This is a genomic window from Chryseobacterium mucoviscidosis (assembly GCF_002177115.1).
In the GTDB taxonomy this organism is placed as follows: Bacteria; Bacteroidota; Bacteroidia; order Flavobacteriales; family Weeksellaceae; genus Chryseobacterium; species Chryseobacterium mucoviscidosis.
Genome location: NZ_MVAG01000114.1, coordinates 240,788 through 263,417 on the forward strand (window position 1 = coordinate 240,788; position 22,630 = coordinate 263,417).

Annotated in this window: 18 protein-coding genes, 2 rRNA genes and 1 pseudogene; all 21 read right to left on the bottom strand. The window is 32.7% G+C overall.

The features are described 5' to 3' along the window. Positions 1–42 precede the first annotated feature (42 nt). Positions 43–1,116 carry an EpsG family protein gene (locus B0E34_RS10740; protein WP_087709339.1) on the bottom strand — a complete coding sequence of 358 codons (1,074 nt, stop codon included), beginning with the start codon at positions 1,114–1,116 and terminating at the stop codon, positions 43–45. Between the two features lie 14 nt (positions 1,117–1,130). After that, entirely contained in the window at positions 1,131–2,291 is a 1,161-nt protein-coding gene (locus B0E34_RS10745) for an oligosaccharide repeat unit polymerase (RefSeq protein ID WP_123956604.1), read from the bottom strand. 296 nt (positions 2,292–2,587) lie between these two features. Next, the gene (locus B0E34_RS10750; protein ID WP_087709343.1) at positions 2,588–3,493 is read right to left on the bottom strand and encodes a glycosyltransferase family 2 protein; all 906 of its coding nucleotides are present in this window, start codon (positions 3,491–3,493) and stop codon (positions 2,588–2,590) included. Between the two features lie 153 nt (positions 3,494–3,646). Continuing rightward, positions 3,647–3,776, bottom strand: a pseudogene (locus tag B0E34_RS22525) (acyltransferase); the annotation flags it as partial. Between the two features lie 371 nt (positions 3,777–4,147). Further along, the gene (locus B0E34_RS10760; protein WP_087709347.1) at positions 4,148–5,392 is read right to left on the bottom strand and encodes a glycosyltransferase; all 1,245 of its coding nucleotides are present in this window, start codon (positions 5,390–5,392) and stop codon (positions 4,148–4,150) included. Further along, the gene (gene glf / locus B0E34_RS10765) at positions 5,392–6,495 is read right to left on the bottom strand and encodes a UDP-galactopyranose mutase (RefSeq protein ID WP_087709349.1); all 1,104 of its coding nucleotides are present in this window, start codon (positions 6,493–6,495) and stop codon (positions 5,392–5,394) included. The genes B0E34_RS10760 and glf overlap by 1 nt, the downstream gene beginning before the upstream one ends. 4 nt (positions 6,496–6,499) lie before the next feature. Next, entirely contained in the window at positions 6,500–7,807 is a 1,308-nt protein-coding gene (locus tag B0E34_RS10770) for a flippase (RefSeq protein WP_087709351.1), read from the bottom strand. Positions 7,808–7,878: 71 nt separating this feature from the next. Next, positions 7,879–9,183: a nucleotide sugar dehydrogenase gene (locus B0E34_RS10775; protein WP_371263848.1), complete on the bottom strand. Its 1,305-nt coding sequence runs from the start codon at positions 9,181–9,183 to the stop codon at positions 7,879–7,881. Next, on the bottom strand, positions 9,167–11,551 hold the full coding sequence (locus B0E34_RS10780; RefSeq protein WP_371263849.1) for a GumC family protein: 2,385 nt from the start codon (positions 11,549–11,551) through the stop codon (positions 9,167–9,169). Before B0E34_RS10780 ends, B0E34_RS10775 begins: the two co-directional genes overlap by 17 nt. Before the next feature lie 2 nt (positions 11,552–11,553). After that, positions 11,554–12,375 (bottom strand): polysaccharide biosynthesis/export family protein, encoded by an 822-nt coding sequence (locus B0E34_RS10785; RefSeq protein ID WP_228423055.1) that lies wholly within the window; start codon positions 12,373–12,375, stop codon positions 11,554–11,556. Positions 12,376–12,411: 36 nt separating this feature from the next. Then, positions 12,412–14,337, bottom strand: coding sequence for a polysaccharide biosynthesis protein (locus B0E34_RS10790; RefSeq protein ID WP_087709354.1), 1,926 nt, complete (start codon positions 14,335–14,337; stop codon positions 12,412–12,414). A 114-nt stretch (positions 14,338–14,451) separates the two neighbouring features. Continuing rightward, a complete protein-coding gene (locus B0E34_RS10795; protein ID WP_228423056.1) occupies positions 14,452–15,582 on the bottom strand; it encodes a DegT/DnrJ/EryC1/StrS family aminotransferase in 1,131 nt (376 codons plus the stop codon). A gap of 19 nt (positions 15,583–15,601) precedes the next feature. Further along, positions 15,602–16,066: a regulatory protein RecX gene (locus B0E34_RS10800; protein ID WP_185117456.1), complete on the bottom strand. Its 465-nt coding sequence runs from the start codon at positions 16,064–16,066 to the stop codon at positions 15,602–15,604. A gap of 62 nt (positions 16,067–16,128) precedes the next feature. Continuing rightward, positions 16,129–17,394: a serine hydroxymethyltransferase gene (glyA, locus tag B0E34_RS10805; protein ID WP_087709358.1), complete on the bottom strand. Its 1,266-nt coding sequence runs from the start codon at positions 17,392–17,394 to the stop codon at positions 16,129–16,131. A 107-nt stretch (positions 17,395–17,501) separates the two neighbouring features. After that, positions 17,502–18,524: an ACR3 family arsenite efflux transporter gene (gene arsB, locus B0E34_RS10810; protein WP_087709360.1), complete on the bottom strand. Its 1,023-nt coding sequence runs from the start codon at positions 18,522–18,524 to the stop codon at positions 17,502–17,504. Then, positions 18,521–19,135: an arsenate-mycothiol transferase ArsC gene (locus tag B0E34_RS10815; protein WP_087709362.1), complete on the bottom strand. Its 615-nt coding sequence runs from the start codon at positions 19,133–19,135 to the stop codon at positions 18,521–18,523. Before B0E34_RS10815 ends, arsB begins: the two co-directional genes overlap by 4 nt. A 14-nt stretch (positions 19,136–19,149) precedes the next feature. Further along, complete coding sequence (locus tag B0E34_RS10820) at positions 19,150–19,620, bottom strand: DUF6428 family protein (protein ID WP_087709363.1); 471 nt, start codon at positions 19,618–19,620, stop codon at positions 19,150–19,152. An 84-nt stretch (positions 19,621–19,704) separates the two neighbouring features. Further along, positions 19,705–20,031 carry an ArsR/SmtB family transcription factor gene (locus B0E34_RS10825; protein WP_087709365.1) on the bottom strand — a complete coding sequence of 109 codons (327 nt, stop codon included), beginning with the start codon at positions 20,029–20,031 and terminating at the stop codon, positions 19,705–19,707. A gap of 138 nt (positions 20,032–20,169) precedes the next feature. Then, a complete protein-coding gene (locus B0E34_RS10830; protein WP_087709367.1) occupies positions 20,170–20,736 on the bottom strand; it encodes a hypothetical protein in 567 nt (188 codons plus the stop codon). A gap of 487 nt (positions 20,737–21,223) precedes the next feature. After that, a 5S ribosomal RNA gene (gene rrf, locus B0E34_RS10835) occupies positions 21,224–21,332 on the bottom strand. Between the two features lie 164 nt (positions 21,333–21,496). After that, a 23S ribosomal RNA gene (locus B0E34_RS10840) occupies positions 21,497–22,630 on the bottom strand; the annotation flags it as partial.

Consider the following 22,630-nt stretch of genomic DNA (forward strand, 5'->3'; position numbering starts at 1 on the left):
TGGATTTGGGAATCTAAGAAAAAAAGTAACTTTCATATGATTTTAAAAAGAAAAAAATAAAGTTTTAAAAGGAATAAAAGGAGTTGGATCTGAAAATACATATTTTGTAAATTCTAAACCTGCAAACAAAAGTAAAAAAATTAAATAAAGATTTTTCTTACCTATTTTATTCATAACCGGAATAAGCCAAACATATAAAATAACTTCTAATATTATAAAATACACCGAAACTCTGGAACTCATGTACTCTAACTTTCCAAAAAAGAATACATAGGAAGCCAATGAAAAAAATAGGGCATTTAATAATAATTGATAATAAGATTTATGTTGTAAAAAATTTTTATACCGAATCATAAGAAATATTGGTAAACCTCTTCTTATAGTACCAAGTACAAACATATAATAATTTGATTGCATTTTTGCAAAGCCTATATTATATCCTTTAATAATATATGATATTTTTTCAGGAGCAAAATTACTAATTACAAAATTAAAAATTGTAAAATTAAGACCCGTAATATTAAATAACAATAAAGCAAACAGGGTAAAAATCCAAATTTTATCGTTTATTTTTCTATCTAAAAAAAGCAAAAAAACATAAATAAATGCAGAATAGTGAAAAAAAGTAGCAATTAAAATAAAAACCAGATATGATATTTTCTTTTCCTTTAAAAAATAAATATATGCAAAAAAACCAATTGCAATTGCTAAAAGCTGTCGGTTACTCCCAAAAAGTCCAATTGTACAGGCAAATACAAGTAATAATCCAGTTATTGGATATTTAGTAATTTTATTTAAAGAAAAATAATATAAGCTATAAATGACAGAATAATAAAAAAACAAAAAAAACGAATAGCTGAAATTCAGAATATTCCTGAAAAAATATACTAAATATTTGTAAAAAAATTCATACCGATATCTGGTGTCATCTAACTTAAAAAACTGGTAATGATTATAGGTATTCCAAAAGTCCATTCCGGAATCGAACTTAATGGATTCCAGTAAAACAATATAAAAAAGAGAAAATATAAAAAATGCCTGATGAAAATTATTTTTTCTCTGGTGCTCGATTATTGTAAATAATAAGATCAATAAAAATAAAATAATTATCATCATCGTTTTTAAGATAATTATTTACCAATAACTTTTTTGAAAAAGATTTTTGAAAAGAAATAGTATACAAAAATCATTTGAAATAAAGTGGCAATAAAGAAATACACATCCTGCTCTATGATAATACTTTTTATCAAAACCTGAGAGTAAAATATGAAATAAAACATACTGCCCTTAAATGGAAGAAACTGGATGATGTTTAATACAATAGAAAGAATAGCAATATGTAAAAAAACAAAAATTACCCCACCTTCCAGATATGCCCATCCATATACGGTTGGTGTAGGCGAATTTCTAACTCCCCTTACAATCATTTGTTGAAGATGTGCTCCATTTTCTTCGGCAGGCTTTGAAGGTATAATAATTCTGGGAACCATACTTACAGGCAAATAGACAAAACGCTCCATATTTTTATAAAAATTCCAATCTTTTTCTTTTTCAATTGAAAATAATAAATAAGAAAACATGGATATCCTGTCTGAGTAACTGTTTGTATTTTCATTCAAACTTCCTGAAAAGTCAATATTTACAGTTTTTACCACAGCAATTTGCAATGCAACTATTTTAGAATCAGTTTTTGTTAAAGCTTCACGATAATTACTATTAAAAGGATATAAAATAATTAAAAATAAAGCTAACGGTATAATTACCTTAAGAGGAATACCTCTTCCTGAGGCTAAAAATGGTATTAAAAATAATACTATCCCGAAAATTAATATTCCTTTCATCCCTGCAAACAAACCAAAAATTATATAAAGTATATTATACAACTTAAAGCTATTCGTAAATAATTTTGAATTATTGCCCGACATGAATTTTATAATAACATACGTAAAATAAAAAAGAGGAGAGAAATAATTGATGATCTGAATTAAGAATGAATAAGAACCGGATGCTGCCTCTCCGTCGGCTCCGTACCCAATCAAACCTGTTAACAATAAGAAATAGGATAAAATCATAGAAATAATAGACAAATAAATGAATATTTTCTCATTTCTCAAGACATAGGTACTATCCAACTTCAAACTTGCCGTATTCTTCACATTTTTAAAATTAATAACTAAAAAAAGTAAATCAATAATGTTTATTGTAAGAAGCCCAACAAATATGACGACCAAAGTATCATATATATATGAAATATTTACGTAAACTTCTCCATAAATCCCTACATCCTTCAAGTAAAATTTATCTGAAACGAGATAATAATTTAAGATCAAGTATAGGAATGTTGAAAATTTAACCCAGTCCGTCAGTCTCGGTCTTCCAAACTTATACCATGATAAGGTAAATGGAAACAGTGAAAGGATACTGCTAAAAAAAGCAATAATTAATTCAAAAAAAACCTCTCTATTTTTCACTACTTCATAGAGATATATAGATCTGACTATGATGATCAGAAAAATAAATATATTTAACAGTATAAAGTTTGTTTTGCTTAATTTGAATTTTATCACTTTAAGATTGTAAAAATTTATTAATATTTACTATTGGCAACACGCTTATTAGAAAAATAAGATTTTATATTTTCTTTTATAAAGATCATGTTTTCATGCCTAGTATAATTTGAATTAAATAATCTTATCAAATTAAAAAATACGTCTACAAAAACATATAAAATATAACTGCTGAAGTTCCTCCTAAAATACAAATTTTTACTTCTTTGTACTATAACTCTTTTTGAATTGGCAATTACCTTATTAAAACTAGCACCTTCTAAATGTATGATCGAAGTATTATTGTAAATATAATTTTTACATTTACGTTTTGAAATTCTCTTTTGCATATCCGTCTCTTCGAAATACATAAAAAATAGAGGACTAAAGCCGGAAACCGAGTCAAAAAGGGTCTTTCTTAGCAACATATCGGCTCCTGTTACTTTTTCAATCATCTGGTATTCTTTGCTCTCATCAATAATAAATTCAGCATTTTTAAATTTGAAATAAGAAGAAAACATTAAAAGATATTCGCTGAAAGGTGTCGGAAAATATCCACCAGAATGCATTATATGATGTTTTTCATCAATCAATTTACAGCCTAAGACTCCTATTTTTAATTTATTCTCATTTTCATAAAAGAAATCACACATTTTTTTTATGGAATTTTCAATTAAGATAGTATCTGAGTTCAATAAAAAAAGAAGTTCTCCCTTGGCTTTTTCAGCCCCCAAATTATTAGCTCTTCCAAAACCCAAATTCTCATTAGAATAAATATAACAGATCTCTTTTCTGTTTTCAAAATATTCTTTTGATCCATCTGCAGATGCATTATCCACTAAGATAATTTCATATTCTACGTCCTTTGTTTGAGATATAATAGATGCTATACAATTCTCCGTTATATCTTTCGTATTATAATTTACAATGATTATAGAGACTTGCATATCAATTTTTACTCTTTATTTTTTCTAAAACTTGTTGGTCTATCTTTTTATAAAAAGTATCCATATTCTGTTTAATAAAATCTATATTAAAGTCTATTAGGTTGACATTCGTTCTAGACGCTATGAGTTCTTCAGGAATTCTCCATTTAATAAATTTTGCAGGATTTCCACCTACAACTGAAAAAGGTGCCACATTTTTAGTGACAACACTTCCTGCAGCAACTATTGCTCCTTTTCCGATTGTAACTCCAGACATTACAATTACATTTGTGCCGATCCAAACTTCATCTTCTATTACTATTTCTCCTCTTGTTGTGGCATCCTGCAAAGGACTTAATTCATCAAAAATAGTTTTCAGCGGAAAAGTAGTAAATGTGTCTACCTGATGATTCCCTCCCAGAATAAAAACTACATCAGAAGCAATACTCACGAAATTGCCTATTGATAATTTCTCATTAGGATTCTCAAAAGATTGAAAATTTATTTTACCATAGGTGTATTTTCCAACCTTTATTTTATTAATATCTTTAATATTATTACCAAGTGCGGTGTAATTATGTTTATTATTCAGCCGCCAAAGAACAGAAGCTATTTTTAATGAAATCCAGTTAAAGAATTCAATTCGTAATGCATTTATTAACTTGAGAAATACTATCATACAATTTGTTTATAGATATTCATAAGTTCATCCATATGCTCTGATGCCGTTTTTGTACCTTTAATATTATTAATAACTCTGTTATATAAATTATATACATCGTCAGAATTCATTAGCTGTAAAGCAGAGTTAATTCCATCCTCATTGGGCTCAAAAAGAAAACCATTATTGTTGGTAACAAAATCAGGAATACCTCCCATCTTGGTACCAACTATAGGAATACCTGCATTCAAAAATTCAAATACAACCTGAGGGGCATTATCTTCCCAGATGGATAATACTAAACCTACATCAATTTTCTTTAAAATATCTACTAAATCACTGTGCTGATATCTGCCGTGATAAAATACGTGAGGCATTGTCTGTATTTTTTCTAATACATAATCCTCTATTCCACCATAAATATGAAATTCATGATTGCTATTTTCTGCTAACTTTAAAAACAGATCGGCTCCTTTATGAAAGTGTAAATTACCAATAAAACCAAATTTAATTTTTTGGTTGTTTTCTTTTTTCTCTCTTGTTGTGAAATTTTTTCTGAAACTTTCATCAGCAGTATAATTACCTATGTGGTTTACTACAAATAAATCATTTTCATATCCATTTTCCTGATAAATCTCTTTAACTCTGTGGGAAACAGCAATCAGTGCATCAACATTTCTGAATAATTTTCTACCTTCTAAAAACCTTTCATGATGACCGCTGGAATTAGCTATCTTTTTTACTTTAAGTAGTTTCAGACCTTTTCTTATCCCTCCCCCAATATATTTCTGATCAAGTGTTTCTTCGTATGAAATACAAGAATTACATTTTAAATTTTCTTTACTATTTGTACACAATTTTCCATCTTTATCCAGCAGGATAATTCTATTGCATACATAAGAATAATCATGAAGAGAAATAATAACCTTCGCATGTTTTTTTAAAACTTCCAAAACCTTTAAAGGAAGATCAATCATCATATGAACATGAATAATATCTGGAGAAAGATCTTTCACAATTTTTTCCACAACGTTTATATCTTCATTAGTAATAACACTGCTTAAATGAAAGGGTCTTAATTTTGGATCAATATGAAGAGTTTTAAAATTATATTTTTTCTCTTCTTTATTATCTTCCGAATACAGTACTGTTACATCCAAGCCGTTATCTGCCATTGTACTGGAAATATTTCTTACATAGTTTGTTATACCTCCATTAAAAGAAATATCAAAACCTGTACAGATCTGAAGAACTTTCATTATTTTAATTTTTTTATTAAGTCTAAAGCTTCACCTATTACATGATGCATATCCATATATCTGTAGGTTGCTAATCTTCCAACAAAATAAATTTTATCCATCTTTTTAACTTCTTCTTCATACAATGCAAGTTTTTCCATATCCTCCGTTAATCTCTTAGGATAATAAGGAATGTCTGCTTCCTCAGTTTCTTTACTGAATTCTTTGAAATAAGTTGTATTCTCATGTTCTTCCCAAGGAGTAAAATGTTTATGCTCATGCACTCTTGTAAATAGAACTTCAGGATCTGCATAATTTATGACAGGATTACCCTGATAATCTCCTTCTGCTACAGCTCTTTCAAAATAAACGGTTCTATATGAAAGTCTTCCGTATTTATAATCAAAAAAAGCATCTATAGGTCCGGAATAGAAAACTTTTTCATATTCTGAAAGATCCCATGAAGCATCAAACTTCGTATTAAGTTTAACTTCAATATTACTGGCCGAAAGCATTTTCTCAAAAATTGCAGTGTATCCTTCCCTTGGAATTCCCTGATAAGGATTTGCATAATAATTATCATTATAATTAAATCTTACAGGTAATCTTTTGAGAATACTTGCCGGTAATTCTGTTGGTTCACATCCCCACTGTTTTTTTGTATAACCATAAAAGAAAGCTTTATAAAGATCTTCTCCGATAAACTTCATGGCTTGCTCTTCAAAATTTTGAGGCTCTTCAATATCTTTTTTTGCAATAGATTCTATAAATATTTTTGCCTCATCCGGACGCATGGTTTTATTAAAAAACTGGTTTATGGTATGAAGATTAATAGGCATAGAATAAACATTACCTTTATAAATTGATTTTACACGATTTACAAAAGGAACCATTTCGCAAAAATTCTGGATGTAATCCCAAACTTCTATATTGTCTGTATTAAAAATATGTGGGCCGTATTTATGTACCATTACATTGGTTTCCGAATCTCTTTCCGTATAACAGTTTCCTCCTATATGATCCCGCTCATCTATTACAGTGATATGATTTTCTGGATTCTTACTTAATTGTTCTGCAATAACAGCTCCGGAAAATCCAGATCCAATGATTAGATATTTTTTCATTTTATTATTCGTTTCTATTTTTTAATGTCAAGAAAATTTGTTTTGGGCTGAAATAATCCGCTTTAAAAATACCTATTTTTTCTTTTTTCAATGCAAGATACATTAAAAAGGTTACTAGGCACTCTATAATTACACAATTCCAGGCTGTTCCTATGTATCCCCAATATTTACTCATAAATATATTCAGTATAAGACCTGCAATACTCGCTATGAAAGTTGTTCTGAAGAACATTTTATCCAAACCTAAATTTAACATAAGCTGTATGCCGAAAATATTTGAAAGACCAACGATAAATGGTATAAAAGAGATAATTTTTAAAACATTAATAGAATTATCAAATTGATGCCCATAAATAAGCCTAACCAAAAATGGCGCAAATAAAAGAAGTGCAACAGATGCAAAAAAAGTAAGATAAAAAACTATTGGAACAATTTTTTTTATCAGAGTTATTCCATGATCTCTTGATATAGAGAATGCTTTTCCAATAAAAGGATAAAGTGCTGTAGAAATTGGAATCATAAGCATTGAATTAACTATATTAAGGAAATTCTGGCTTGTTGTATAGTAACCAACTTCTTTAATATCAGCAAAAAAACCTAAAACTACAGTATTGGTAGAAGTATATAGACTAATCACAATGGTGGAAAAGAAGATCATTCTTTCATCAAAAATAAGTTTGAATGATTTTCTGAAAGATACCAATCTATACTTAATTTGAAATTTTCTGATAGCGTACAGAAAAAGAAATACATTCGTCGATATCAAAAAAATTGTTGAGAGCAGAGGAATCCAATAATAATCTGAACTATGCTTAATCAAAATAAAAACTAATGCTGTATTTATAAGTCCCTTAACAAAATTAAGCTTAGCGAAAATTTCCAGTTCCTGTAATCCCTGAAAGATATATTGAGGAGAAATTACTGTAGATATACAGCCTATAAATAGTATTACCGCAACTGAAAGATCTTTTTGTATAGGAGTAAAAAAATAAAGGGAAATGGCAAATAAAATGCAGGATACTGCATATAAAATTATTCTTGATGTAAATACTTCAGAGACAATTTCGTTAATATATTCTTTATTATTAGAATTCTGTGATATCCTTCTGGTAGCAGTTAAATCAAAACCATAAGCAATAAGAAGCGTGAAATATCCAATAAATGCCATCGCATAGTTGATAATTCCATATCCGTCCGGGCCAATTATCCTGGATACATATGGCACAGTGATCAATGGAAATATATAATTAACTATCTGAATAATTCCCAAAGAAGCTATATTTCTTACTAGCTTTTTTTTTTCAAGCATCATTATCTTTATTTAGATATTCTAATTCAATCTCTACTATATATAGTGATTCTTACATGTAGATTCAATATATTTTATAATCGGGCATCTGCTAAATCTCTATCTAAAAATGCTTTCACATCAAATAATATAGAACTATCAGCTTTTAATGAAGCAATATTGAGCAATTTAAATTCATTATGTGAAACTGCCAAAACAACAACCTCATATTTTTTATCTTGAATGATATTTTCAAGAGTTTCAATATTATATTCAGATTTCACTTCCAATTTATCCGCCCATGGATCATAAACATCCACATTAAGACCATATTGTTTAAGCTCGGAATAGATGTTTATAACTTTCGTATTTCTGATATCCGGACAATTTTCTTTAAAAGTAATTCCTAAAATTAAAGCATTTGCATCTTTAACCTGAATACCTTTTTGAATCATTAACTTAACAACTTTTCCTGCAATAAATTCAGGCATCATATCGTTTACTCTTCTGCCACTTAAAATGACCTGTGGATGATAGCCAAGCTGTCCTGCTTTATGAGCTAAATAATACGGATCAACAGAAATACAGTGTCCTCCCACTAACCCGGGACGGTATTTTAAAAAATTAAACTTTGTGCCGGCTGCTTCTAAAACATCATGAGTATCTATACCAATTCTGTCGAATATTAATGCTAACTCGTTTACAAAGGAAATATTTACATCCCGCTGAGCATTTTCAATTGCTTTTGAAGCTTCTGCGACCTTAATACTTGGCGCTTTATGGGTTCCTGCTTTAATTATTAGTTGATACAAATTATCTATATCTTCAGCAATTTCCGGTGTAGAACCTGAGGTAACTTTTTTAATCTTTACTAAAGTATTTATCTTATCTCCGGGAACAATTCTTTCAGGTGAATAACCTACAAAAAAATCATCATTTAGTCTTAATCCAGATTCTTTTTCTAATACCGGAATACATTCTTCTTCTGTACATCCAGGATATACAGTAGATTCATAAATCACGATATCATCTTTCTTAAGGATTCTTCCTAACATTTCACTTGCTTTTATCAGCAAGGTAAGGTCGGGAGAATTAAATCGATCTATTGGTGTAGGAACGGTTACGATATATACATTTGCTTCTGAGATTTCTTCAAGAGAATAAGAGGGGAAATATCCTTTTTTAAAATTGGTTTCAGAAGCTGTTCGCAAAAGTTCTTTAATTTCTTGAGAATCGGCTTCTAACGTATGGTCTTCACCATTTTTCAGTTCTTCAATTCTAAGCTTATTAATATCAAAACCATAAACAGGTAAGTGTTTTGAAAATTCCAAAGCTAAAGGAAGTCCAACATAACCCTGACCGATTACAGCAATTTTATAATTTTTATTTGTTTTCATCATTTTTAGTAAAAATACTTTTTACCTTATCGAAAAAGTTTCTGTCATCTGTTGCTGTATATCCATATCCATACTTATTTCCATAAGCAAAGTATTCTTTATTTACATCATTTAATACAAATGCAACATTTTTAATTTTATGTCCTTCTACTTGTTTGTTAGCAAAATCGATCAAAGACTTTTCAGTATGTCTTGATCTTGTTACGTACAAAGTAACATCTGCCATATTTGCAATCAGTAAAGTATCTGTTACCAACATTAACGGAGCCGTATCAATAATAATGTAATCATAAGTCCCCTGAAGGTCTGCAAGAAGATCCTCGTATCTTCCGTTAGATAACAATTCGGTTGGATTTGGAGGAATACTTCCGGAGAAGATTACATCCAAATAAGGGTTAAAAGCACTTTGGTGAACAATATCCTCTACAGAAACCTGATCATCATAAAGAAACTCAGTTAATCCGGCTAAACCTTTTCTTGCTGTATTATATCTTTGTAGCTGCGGATTTCTTATATCTGAACCAATAATGATAATCTTCTTCTTCGGAGTAGCCATGGTTAGAGCAAGATTTACCGATACGTGTGTCTTACCTTCACCTTTAACCGTAGAGGTTACAAATACAGTTCTTCCTTTTTTAATATTTTTAGGAAACATGAAATTCATGTTGGTAATTAAAATTCTGAAAGATTCTGCCATCGGCGAAAGATCATTCATTTTAACCAATTCATCCTGACCTCTTTCCATACTAGGAATTTCTCCTATGATTGGTTTTCTTTTCGTTAATTTTTCAAGATCATGCTTTGTTTTTACCTTATCATTGAATAACTGTTGAAGATAAATAATAGCGATTGGAATCAAAAAGCCTATTAAAAATCCGGAAAGTAAAATTACCATTCCTCTAGGCGCAACTTTCATTCCTACAAAAGCTTTGTCAACAACTCTTGCCTTAGGTGCAGTAACCGCCATTGATATAGCTGTTTCTTCTCTTTTCTGTAATAAGAGAAGATATAATGATTCTTTTATCTGCTGCTGTCTTTCTATACTTCTAAAGAGTTTTTCCTGAACCGGTACTTTAGCAATTTTACCAGAGATACTGTTTTGTTCGGATGATAATCCGCTTTTAGCTAATTGAAGTCCTGTTTTATTTTTCTGTAAACTTTGAATAACAGAATTTCTAATGTTATTGATTTGTTTCGTAATATCAACAACCAGAGGGTTTTCCGGTGTTGCACTTTGAAGAAGTTTATTTCTTTGCAATACCAATTGATTATACGAAGAAATATTGGTAGTTGCACTAGGATTGTTTAAACCTAGATTACCTGGTAATGTCTGATAAGAATTCTGATTACTCACATAACCCAACAAAGCATCTGTAAGTTCAAGCTGCGCATTAATTTCCAGCTCTTTACTTTTGGCTTCTGCATTTGTTTCTAAACCTAATTTAACCTCTGTTTCTATATCGGATATTTGGTTACTTTGCTTAAATCTTTCCTTTTGATTTTCAACTTCTCCCAAATCTTTGCCCACCTGGTCTATTCTTTCACTAATAAATTTAGCTGTATTTCTAAATTCTGTATTTTTATCTTCAATTGCATCCTCATTGTATACCTGAACTAATTTATTGATCATCGTTTTCGCTTTATCAACATCTGCATAATTCATAGCAAGCTTGATAACAGTAGCGTCTTTATTTACAAGCGATACATTTAAAGCAGCTTGATAATCATCAGTTCTGGAATCTATGGTAGAAATATCTAATATAATCTCATCTAATCTCTTATCTTTTTTATAATTCTCATTTTTAAGAATCATTATATTAGCAAAAGGTAGACTAATAACCTTATTAAAGGTAGCATTAATTGTAGGTAAACTCTCAGAATAAAGTTTTAGTTGATTTCCGTTAATTTTTAAATTTACAAGTCTTGAAACTTTTCCTTTTATATCTTTTTCTTGTAAAACTCTAACCTTTATCGGCGATGATTCACCGTAAATTTCATGTTTCAAATCTCCGTTGTAAATATTGGTTTCAAGGCCAAGACTTTTTACAACTTCGCGTACAAGTTTTTTAGACTTGAAAATTTCCATTTCATTTTCAACTCCATTACTCCCTATTTTACCAATACCGGAGATATCCCTTAAAACAGCAAAATCCTGTGTTCCTACATTATTTGATTTTGAGTCTTTAATAAGTACTGTTGAAGCGACTTCAAAAATTGGAACTTGTCTTTTAAGATATAAGTATGCAAGAGCTAGTGATATTATAACACTAGCAACAAGCCAAATCCAACGCTTTAAATAAGGTTGGATTATATCTCTAACATTAAATTCTGTATCAATTTCTGTTGAATTAATATTTTGTTGTTCCATCATTTTTATTTCTTAAATAGACCTATCACAACTGCAATTGCTGTTACACCGATAGAAATTGCAGATAAAATAAGAGGTGTATTCGGATTCTGTTTTGAGATTACATCTTTTGTATTGTTCGCAGATACAATTATAGCATCACCCTGTTTTAGATTATAGTAAGGAGAATTAATAAGATTGGCATCCTGCACATTTACTCTTCCATGAGTAATTTGTCCATTTTCTGTTCTTATTATCAGGATATCATCTCTTCTTCCATAGGTAGTGAGATCTCCAGCCATTGCTAAGGCATTTAGAATAGTTGCCTGTCCGTTTGTTACAATATAATCACCTTGCCTGTTTACTTCGCCTAAAATTGAAATTTTAAAGTTGGTAAGTCTTACAGATACCGTAGGATTAATAACAAATTCTTTCATTCTGTTACTTAATTCCTCTTTGAACTGGACTAAGGTTTTGTTTGTTGTATTGAGTTTTCCCAAAATTGGAAAATCTATATCTCCATTTGAATCTACAATATAAGTTGGTCCTGAAATAGTTGTTGATCCTTGACCAGGAGTATTTCCACCTGCAAATGTATTATTCTGAACAAATTCTGAAGATGAGAAATTTTGATTAAATGGTTTAACAACATCTAAATCTTTAGCCGTAATAAGAATAACAAGCTGATCTCCCGATTGAATTGTATTTTGAGAATTTTTAGCAGAAGCTTCTATTGCAACATTTTCTATATTCTGCATATAATTCAGATCGTTGTGTGCGTTGGGATTTGTTTTGCACGAAACTAATGTAACTGCCAGTAATACAGCCAGTATTTTACCTTTCATCATATTTTAAAATTGTACAAATATACATTTATTATTTTTCTATTTATCCAGTATTTCATAAATAGAATTGTTACTTCTAAATTCCGGAACTATGGTTTTCAAAATTCTTACGACTTCTACCTTATCTCTTTTGATAGCAGCTTTGGTAACCAGATTAACCATAGATTCAATTTCAGAAAATACCATACTCGGATCTTTTGAGATCATAATCTTTTCGTTATGAGTCGGCAATGTTTTTGCATCATCACTCAAAAGCTCTTCATATAACTTTTCTCCGGGTCTTAAACCTGTATAAATAATTTTAATATCAATATTAGGCTCAAATCCTGATAATTTTATCATTCTTCTCGCGAGATCCAAAATTTTTACGGGTTCTCCCATATCGAAAACGAAAATTTCCCCGCCGTGTCCCATGGTTCCGGCCTGAAGAACAAGTTCACAAGCCTCCGGAATCGTCATAAAATATCTTACAATATCAGGATGCGTAATCGTAACGGGACCTCCTGCTTCAATCTGCTTTTTAAAATGTGGGATTACCGATCCGTTAGATCCTAAAACATTTCCGAATCTTGTTGTAATAAATTTGGTTTTGTTTCCTTCCACATTTTGTAAAGACTGAACAAATAATTCCGCAGCTCTTTTTGAAGCTCCCATCACGTTGGTAGGATTTACAGCTTTATCTGTTGATACCATTACAAACCTGTTCACATTATACTTACTAGAAAGTGTTGCAATGATCCTTGAACCTAATACATTCACTATAATTCCTTCGTGTGGATTTTCTTCAACCAATGGCACGTGTTTATATGCCGCAGCATGATAAACCATAGAAAAATTATAGGTTTGGAACAATGGTTCTATTCTATGCTTATTGGAAACATCCGCCAATACAAATTTAAAAGTGATATGAGGAAATTTTTCTCTCATTTCAAGCTCTATATCATACAGAGGCGTTTCAGCCTGATCTAATACAACGATAAGAGAAGGATTAAATTGTGCAACCTGTCTGACAATTTCGCTCCCAATAGAACCTGCACCTCCGGTTACTAAAATTGTCTTGTTAAAATGTCTGCTTCGCACATCTTCACTTTCAATTTTAATTGGTTTTCTGTTCAACAAATCTTCGATCTGAAGATTTCTGATGGAACCTCCAAGATCACTGTCTCTAAGTTTCTGAACGGAAGGAGCTTTAAAGATGTTGAAATCTTTTTCAAGAAATAAATTTACCCAGGAATTCATTTCATCTTTAGACATCATTTCTTTTATAATGATCACTCCGTCAACTAAAAGTTCTTCTTTCGAATGTTTTTCAATTTTTTCCTTTGAAAGGATTGGCTTTCCTAACAACGATGCTCTTTTAGAATCTGTTCTCTGGGTTAAAAAACCTACTACATGATAAGGAAGGCTTGGATTGTCTAAAATAGCTCTCGCAATGGCGATAGACTGCTCATCGATTCCTAAAACAAGAATTCTCTTTTTAAGTGTACTTCTTCTATATTCTCTTACGATATGAAAAAATTCTTTCACATATAATCTGAAAAGAAACAATCCCATAAACGAGATGATGAAATACAATATCAGATAGGGCGTTAAAATAAATTTTCCGCCGGTGATCCAGAAATAAAAGATGTTAATTGTAGCTACTGTAACCATTGTACAGAAGCAGGACGTCAAAAGTTTAAAAAGATCTGTAAAAGTAGAATGCCTTATAATTCCTGCATATGTTTTAAAAACATACATGAATAAGGCGTTGATAACGATAATAGATAAAAATACAAGACTTTTATCATCATAGATAAATTCACGTTGGGTAATTTTTTCTATAATATAGGTAGATAAAAATAACGATACTACCAGAATAATAATATCAATTATTAATATTATCCATCTGGGCAAATATCTTACATCAGAGAGACTGACAACATTATCTCCTCCAAAAACTTTCTTTCTAAGAGAATCGTACATTGTCTATATTTGTGTTCATGTATTTCAAAATTTAATATCGGGCAAAAAACAAACCCATTTATTTTCGTGTAAAATTACAATAAAATTTCATCGATTTTTGAATTAATAACAAATTTAATTTCTGTAATTATATAATGTTCTGGTAATTCTCTCTTTACACTTTTCTGTAATATTACTTCCCGAAGGAAGGCACAAACCTTTATCAAAAAAAGTACCAGAAATATTGTTTCCAAAAAAAACACACTCTTTATATAATGACTGCAAGTGCATCGGTTTCCACAAGTATCTGGTTTCTATATTATTCTCAGAAAATATATTTCTCAATTTTTCTTTATTCCAGTGTAAACCATCAATTAAAATCACATTTAACCAATAATTTGAATAAAATTTTTCAGAAGGCTCAGAAAATAAATTCACATCATCAAAATGATTAAATAAATCCTCGTAGAATATATGGTTTTCTCTTCTCGACTGTATTCTTTTTTCAAGAACCTCCATCTGTCCTCTTCCTATTCCTGCATGTATATTGCTGATCCGATAATTATAGCCTACTTCAGAATGACTGTAAAAATCCTCATTTTCCTTTGCCTGTGTGGCAAGATAAAGGGCTCTGTCTTTAGCAGATTTATTCTTTGAAATAAGAATGCCTCCTCCAGAAGTCGTAATAATTTTATTTCCATTGAAACTTATAATAGATAAATCGCCAAAAGTTCCACATGCCTGATTGTTATATTTACTTCCTAAAGCTTCTGCACTATCTTCAATGAGAGGAATATCATATTTTCTTGAAATTTCCAGAATTTCATCCACCATAAAGGGCATTCCATAAAGACTTACTGCAATAATTGCCTTGGGCTTTTTTCCTTTCTGCAGACAATATTTTACAGCATCTTCCAATGCATTAGGGCAAATATTCAAAGTAGAAGGTTCACTGTCTACAAGAACCGGAATGGCATTTAAATATAAAACAGGATTTACAGATGCCACAAAAGTAAAAGACTGGCAGATTACAAAATCTCCCTTTTCCACATTTAATAATCGTAAAGCTAAATGAATGGCAGCAGTTCCGGAAGAAAGAGCAGTTACACAGGTATTTTCTCCCAAATATTCTTCGAGATCCTTTTCAAAAACATCTATATTGTTTCCCAACTGAGAAATCCAGTTGGTATCGAATGCTTCATGTATATACTTCAGCTCCGTCCCTCCCATATGTGGTGGTGAAAGCCAGATTCTTTCTTCTTTCAAAATAAAACAATTTTATCATTTATGCGGCTCCAAAATTATCAATAATTTTCTCATATTCAAAGCCTCTGCTTATTAAATATTTGATTGTTTTTGCTTTTCTTTGATAATCCTTCAATCCACTCTGCTTATCATAGTAATCCTGATAAATTTTACGGATCGTTTTTTCATAATCATCCTCATGAATTTCATCAAAACATATACTGATTAATTTATCGGAAATCTGTTTTTGTTTCAGATGAATTTTAATTTTCGTCTTTCCCCAATGTTTGATGTAAAACTTACCTCTGATGTAGCTTCGCGTAAACCGTTCTTCATTCAGATAGTTTTCTTTCATCAGATAAAGCATAATTTCTTCCTTCGCTTCATCAATTAAAAGAAATTCTCTCATTTTCTGCTCAACTTCTGCATGACAGCGATCCTGATACACACAATAGTTTACCAGTTTCAGTTTAATCTCATCAAAAGTGAAAGACTTCTTCTCCATATATTTTTTACACAAAAAAGAATGAGCAAAAGCCCATTCTTTATTATTTATTTCTTTGAAAATTAATAGTTGAATAAAGCTTTACCTTCCATTAATTCATTTACTTTTTTTCTTACCGAAGAAATTACTTCTTCATTTTTGATGTTATCTACCACATCAGAAATTAATCCTGCAATGGTATCCATATCATTCTCCTTCAGACCTCTTGTCGTAATAGCAGCCGTTCCTAATCTGATTCCTGAAGTGGTGAATGGTGATTTATCATCAAAAGGAACCATATTTTTGTTACAGGTAATGTCTGCAAGAACCAAAGCTTTCTCTGTTTCTTTACCGTTTACATTTTTATTTCTAAGATCTACCAACATTAAGTGGTTGTCTGTTCCACCGCTTACAATATCAAACCCTCTGTCGATCATTGCTTTTGCCAAAGCCTGTGCATTAGCCTGAACCTGCTTCGCGTATGTTAAGAACTGATCGTCCAAAGCTTCTCCGAAAGCAACTGCTTTACCCGCAATAACGTGTTCCAGCGGACCTCCCTGAATTCCCGGGAAAACAGCTCCGTCCAGAACCTGACTCATCATCTTAGTTTCTCCTTTTGGCGTTTTATGACCATACGTATTTTCGAAATCCTTCCCCATCATGATCATCCCTCCTCTTGGTCCTCTCAACGTTTTGTGAGTGGTCGTGGTTACTACATGACAGTGTTCAAAAGGATTATTTAAAAGACCTTTTGCCACCAAACCGGCAGGATGAGCAATATCTGCCCAAAGTGTAGCTCCAATTTCATCAGCAACTTCTCTGAATTTTGCATAATCCAGATCTCTTGAATATGCAGAGAAACCTGCAATAAGCATTTTAGGTTTTTCTCTTAAAGCCACTTCTCTCATCTGATCGTAATCGATAAGACCAGTTTCTTTCTGAACTCCGTAAGAAACCACATCATACTGAATTCCTGAGAAATTAACCGAAGAACCGTGCGTAAGGTGACCTCCCATGGAAAGATCCATCCCCATTATTTTATCTCCGGGTTTCAAAACTGCCAAGTAAACTGCCGCATTCGCCTGAGATCCGGAATGGGGCTGAACATTTGCATACTCTACACCGAAAAGCTCTTTAGCTCTATTGATCGCAAGAGTTTCAACCTCGTCTACGACTTCACAACCTCCGTAATATCTTTTTCCGGGATATCCTTCAGCATATTTATTAGTCAATACGCTTCCCATAGCTTTCATTACATTATCAGAAACAAAGTTTTCCGATGCAATCATCTCAATGCCATGAGTTTGTCTTTGTCTTTCTTTTTCAATCAGGTCGAAAATAATGTCCATTTTACTTTTAGTTTTAGAAATTTTTCATGCCAAAAGTACGAAATTTTCACCGAGATTTCAGCATCCGGAATAATGATTTTAAAACTGATTTTTAACTACAGATTACTCTATTTTTGTTTTAAATATAAACTTGCCTTCACCAGAAGAATAAGAACCGGAACTTCTACCAAAGGACCAATAACTCCTACAAAAGCCTGCGCAGAATGAATTCCGAAAACAGCAATGCTTACTGCGATAGCCAGTTCGAAATTATTTCCGGTAGCTGTAAAAGCAATTGCAACATTCTTATCATAAGGAACTTTCATCATTTTATTCATCAGAAAACTGATAAAAAACATAATAATAAAGTAAATAATCAGCGGAACTGCCACTTTCACCACATCCATCGGAAGTTCCAGAATCTGATCTCCTTTAAGACTGAACATCAGCACAATCGTAAATAATAAAGCATACAAAGTAATCGGAGAAATTACCGGAATAAATTTCCTGTTGTACCAGTCTTTTCCTTTAAATGAAATAAGAAGATAGCGAGATAAAAATCCGGCCAGAAACGGAATTCCGAGATAGATAAGTACACTTTCCGTGACTTCACGCATTGGCACGGAAATACTGAAATTTCCAAGACCTAATTTCTCAGGAAGCACATTAATGAAAAGCCACGCAAAAAAACTGTAGGAAAAAATCTGAAAAACACTGTTCAATGCCACCAAAAGAGCAGCATATTCACGATTTCCTCTTGCGAGATCGTTCCAGACAATTACCATGGCAATGCATCTTGCCAAACCAATCAGGATAAGACCGATCATGTAATCCGGTTCGTTTTTAAGAAAAATTACCGCAAGAACAAACATTAAAACAGGTCCCACAATCCAGTTTAAAAACAGAGAAACTGAGATTACTTTTTTATCTTTAAAAGCCTGTGGAAGGAGACTGTAATCTACTTTTGCCAAAGGAGGATACATCATGAGAATTAATCCGACTGCCAAAGGAATATTTGTGGTTCCCGAAGAAACAGATTGCGTAACCCGGGAAATTTCAGGAAAAAAGTAACCCAAAGAAACGCCGACAATCATTGCCAGAAAGATCCAGAGCGTTAAATATCTGTCTAAAAACTTTAATTTAGGATTCATCTACAATCTATTTGAGAAAATACATAAAACATTTCTGAAGCAATCTCCAGACTTCTTTTTTCATAAACCTCAGTTTGTTGGGGAGTGTTATCCGAAACTTTAGGATCTTCGAAAGTAAGCGGAACTCTTTTTTCGGCTCCGGGAATAAACGGGCAGCCTTCATCGGCAGAAGAACAGGTCATTACAGCGGCAAAACCACGTTCAGGATTAAACGGATCATCATATTTTTTGGAAAAACCAATCAAAGGCAATGTATTTTCATCAAATTTTATGGCATATACAGGATTCTTAGTTTCACTTAATTTCCAGATCTCAAAACCTGCATCAGATAAAGTTTCCGCAATTTTCGGAAACAGTTCGGTAACTTCCGTTCCTCCCGAATAACATTGTACATTCGGGATTTCATAATAATGTGCTGCAACCTGTGCCCAAATCTGTGACAAATGGCTTCTGCGCGAATTGTGAGTACAGATAAAATTAAGGCGCACTTCTTTATTCTCTCCCGTTTTTTGCTGAATATAGTCAGTGAGACTTTTTAAAACCACTTTTCGCTCTTCGCTGATTTTTTGCTGAAGAACTTTTTCTAGGTAAACAGATAATTTCGGATTCATACAGTTACTTTAAATTAACAGCATCCCGAGTTCGGAGCGCATTGAGATGTTTTATGACCAAGCTCTTTCAGACTTAATTTTTCCTTTTCCTGCGGAATTCCACATGAATCCTGTGCAAGACAGGCAGTCTTTTTATTTTTAAGGATAAAATGTTTTCCATTAAATTCAAGGTCATACTTACCAATCGTTGTATCCTGATATTCCACTTCAATCTCTAAATCTTTAATGCCCAGTTTCTCTTCCGAAAGCTGAATAATATGAAGAAGTTTCCCCGGCTTCAGACGATGCTCATGATCTTCTGCATTCCAAAGCTGAAAATTAACTTTTTCTTCTTTTCTGATGGTTCCACCACAATCGATAAAATTTTTGCTTACCATCCCTATTTCTGTTACATGAAAATGTTCCGGTACAAAAGTTCCGTTTTCCAACTGAAATTCAACATTATCCAACGTTGGAAGGATATTTTTGATCTGTTCAAGTGTCATATTTTTCTTTTTAATTGTTTAAAAATTATAATTAATCATATATTATAATATCGCAATATTACGATAATTGAAGACAAAAAAATTTTAACAGCATTTTTGCTTTTTAACAGTAGAAATTACTTTTGAAAAAAATACATTCAGTACCTCAAATGCATTCTCATCAATACAGTAACAGATAGAATTTCCTTCAATATTTCCTTTGATGAGTCCTGCATTTTTTAATTCCTTCAGATGTTGGGAAACTGTAGGCTGTGCCAAAGGAAGTTCATTGACAATATCTCCGCAGATGCACTCATTTACCTTCAGCAAATATTCAATGATAGCGATTCTCGCAGGATGCCCTAAAGCTTTTGCAATGGTAGAAATTCTGTTTTGTTCATCTGTAAAAAAATCTGTTTTTGTAACTCCCATATTTAAAACTATATCGCAATATTACGATAAATAATTTTCATTGACAATATTTTTTAAAAAAATTCTAAAAATCTGAGGAGAATTATTAATTATAAGACTTATTTGATATTCTGAAACTCATAGGGTTATGTAACGAAATCAACGAAAGTCAAATCCATAACGAAGAACTTCATCTTGTACTCGAATTATTTTTTGAGACCAATAAATGACTCTTTCCATTTTATCAGGAAAATCCTCTTCAGATGAATTTTGATAAACACTCTGATAATTCTTATACATTTCCAACCTATCGATCAAATATTCTTCATAATCTTTCAGATTTTGCGGAATACAACCTGACCCTTCACAACCACAAGAATGGAAAACTTTCCCGATTCTATAAAGACTTTCAACAATTTTCCATTCTTTAACAGCGTTTATCTTTGGTGCTTTAAAATCCAGTCCTAAATCTGCCATCAAACTTGAACATTCAGGACATTTTATCACGCGGTTTTCTATTTCTGAAATTACTTTTTCTAACTGATCTTGATCTTTTTTTACAAAAATTGACGAGACATTTCGAATATTGAATCCATTAATCTTATGAAAATTTTTATCATCTCTGATCCTTTCTATAATATCAGAAGAATGAGTCTGCTTAAAAGACTTTCTACATTTGAAACATACAAAATGAGATTTATATGTTTTTCCTGCGTATCTGCACATATACACTGTCTTAATTCTATTCAAATATATTGCTAGTTAGCCAAATCAACAAGTAAGACTTTATAAAAAATATGCGCTTTATAATAATTTGTTCTCAAACGCAGATCCTATTTTCAGGAGCTTTATCCCGCTATCCACTTTTACTCCTCGCGCCCTGCTTCCCGGGTTAATGCCCTCACTTTTCCTGTTCCCGCTGCGGGGTATCCGTTTCTATCGGGGCTAGGAATGGCAAACAATATTGATAATTAATGGGTAATGAGTAATGAGTAATGAGTAATGAAAGATCATTGATGAGTGATAAATGATAAATGATTATATCCTCGGGTTTCTTTACTTTTCTTTTTTTACTTGTTACTTTATACTTGTTACTTGGCTCTTTTCCCTTGTTTCTTCTGAAGTTTTCTTACGTTTGGGGAATAGGATTATAATTGAGTTATACGCAAAAAAAAAGTCTCATAGATTAATTTCTATGAGACTTTTAAATAAAAACTGGCGGCGACCTACTCTCCCGCTTGTCGCAGTACCATCGGCGCTGGTGGGCTTAACTTCTGTGTTCGGAATGGGAACAGGTGAGCCCCACCGCTAAAACCACCCTAAAGGTTGTATATAGCTGTTGGCTATTGGCGTATTGCCATTGGCCATTAGCTTTTTATCGGTAAATTTCATCACAAAGGCAAAACCAGTGTTGCACTTATAAATACTTAAGCTAAGTTATGATAAGCATGATTGCTCATTACCTATTACTCATTACTTATGAATAGGCTATAAATCTACGGGTAATTAGTACTACTCGGCTATGCTGTTACCAACTTTACACCTGTAGCCTATCAACGTGGTCATCTCCCACGACCCTTAAAAGATGTCTCATCTTGAGGCGAGTTTCGCACTTATATGCTTTCAGTGCTTATCTCTTCCAAACATAGCTACTCAGCGGTGCACCTGGCGGTACAACTGATACACCAGAGGTTTGTTCAATTCGGTCCTCTCGTACTAGAATCAAGCCCTCTCAAACATCTAACGCCCGCAATAGATAGAGACCGAACTGTCTCACGACGTTCTGAACCCAGCTCGCGTGCCACTTTAATGGGCGAACAGCCCAACCCTTGGGACCTTCTCCAGCCCCAGGATGTGACGAGCCGACATCGAGGTGCCGAACCTCCCCGTCGATGTGAGCTCTTGGGGGAGACTAGCCTGTTATCCCCGGAGTACCTTTTATCCTATGAGCGATGGCCCTTCCATACGGAACCACCGGATCACTATGTCCTGCTTTCGCACCTGATCGACTTGTAGGTCTCACAGTCAAGCACCCTTATGCCATTACACTCTACGCACGGTTACCAAGCGTGCTGAGGGTACCTTTGAAAGCCTCCGTTACTCTTTTGGAGGCGACCACCCCAGTCAAACTACCCACCACGCAATGTCCTTCTGAAAGAAGTTAGGCTCCAAGTAAGTAAAGGGTGGTATTTCAACGACGGCTCCACAAACACTAGCGTGCCTGCTTCAAAGCCTCCCACCTATCCTACACATTACTTACTCAAAGTCAATACGAAGTTATAGTAAAGGTTCACAGGGTCTTTTCGTCCCATTGCGGGTAATCGGCATCTTCACCGATACTACAATTTCACCGAGCTCGTGGCTGAGACAGTGCCCAGATCGTTACACCATTCGTGCAGGTCGGAACTTACCCGACAAGGAATTTCGCTACCTTAGGACCGTTATAGTTACGGCCGCCGTTTACTGGGGCTTCAGTCAAACGCTTCGCTTACGCTAACGCCCTTCCTTAACCTTCCAGCACCGGGCAGGTGTCAGACCCTATACAGCATCTTTCGATTTAGCAGAGTCCTGTGTTTTTGATAAACAGTCGCCTGGGCCTCTTCACTGCGGCCACCATTGC

Bases quoted from the DNA above. Each gene is read 5' to 3' on its own strand.
- B0E34_RS10750 (WP_087709343.1), bottom strand. From the start codon at position 3,493: ATGCAAGTCTCTATAATCATTGTAAATTATAATACGAAAGATATAACG.
- B0E34_RS10820 (WP_087709363.1), bottom strand. From the start codon at position 19,620: ATGACACTTGAACAGATCAAAAATATCCTTCCAACGTTGGATAATGTT.
- glyA (WP_087709358.1), bottom strand. From the start codon at position 17,394: ATGGACATTATTTTCGACCTGATTGAAAAAGAAAGACAAAGACAAACT.
- B0E34_RS10770 (WP_087709351.1), bottom strand. From the start codon at position 7,807: ATGATGCTTGAAAAAAAAAAGCTAGTAAGAAATATAGCTTCTTTGGGA.
- B0E34_RS10800 (WP_185117456.1), bottom strand. From the start codon at position 16,066: ATGGAGAAGAAGTCTTTCACTTTTGATGAGATTAAACTGAAACTGGTA.
- B0E34_RS10740 (WP_087709339.1), bottom strand. From the start codon at position 1,116: ATGATGATAATTATTTTATTTTTATTGATCTTATTATTTACAATAATC.
- arsB (WP_087709360.1), bottom strand. From the start codon at position 18,524: ATGAATCCTAAATTAAAGTTTTTAGACAGATATTTAACGCTCTGGATC.
- glf (WP_087709349.1), bottom strand. From the start codon at position 6,495: ATGAAAAAATATCTAATCATTGGATCTGGATTTTCCGGAGCTGTTATT.
- B0E34_RS10830 (WP_087709367.1), bottom strand. From the start codon at position 20,736: ATGTGCAGATACGCAGGAAAAACATATAAATCTCATTTTGTATGTTTC.
- B0E34_RS10815 (WP_087709362.1), bottom strand. From the start codon at position 19,135: ATGAATCCGAAATTATCTGTTTACCTAGAAAAAGTTCTTCAGCAAAAA.
- B0E34_RS10775 (WP_371263848.1), bottom strand. From the start codon at position 9,183: ATGATGAAAACAAATAAAAATTATAAAATTGCTGTAATCGGTCAGGGT.
- B0E34_RS10760 (WP_087709347.1), bottom strand. From the start codon at position 5,392: ATGAAAGTTCTTCAGATCTGTACAGGTTTTGATATTTCTTTTAATGGA.
- B0E34_RS10785 (WP_228423055.1), bottom strand. From the start codon at position 12,375: ATGATGAAAGGTAAAATACTGGCTGTATTACTGGCAGTTACATTAGTT.
- B0E34_RS10790 (WP_087709354.1), bottom strand. From the start codon at position 14,337: ATGTACGATTCTCTTAGAAAGAAAGTTTTTGGAGGAGATAATGTTGTC.
- B0E34_RS10780 (WP_371263849.1), bottom strand. From the start codon at position 11,551: ATGATGGAACAACAAAATATTAATTCAACAGAAATTGATACAGAATTT.
- B0E34_RS10825 (WP_087709365.1), bottom strand. From the start codon at position 20,031: ATGGGAGTTACAAAAACAGATTTTTTTACAGATGAACAAAACAGAATT.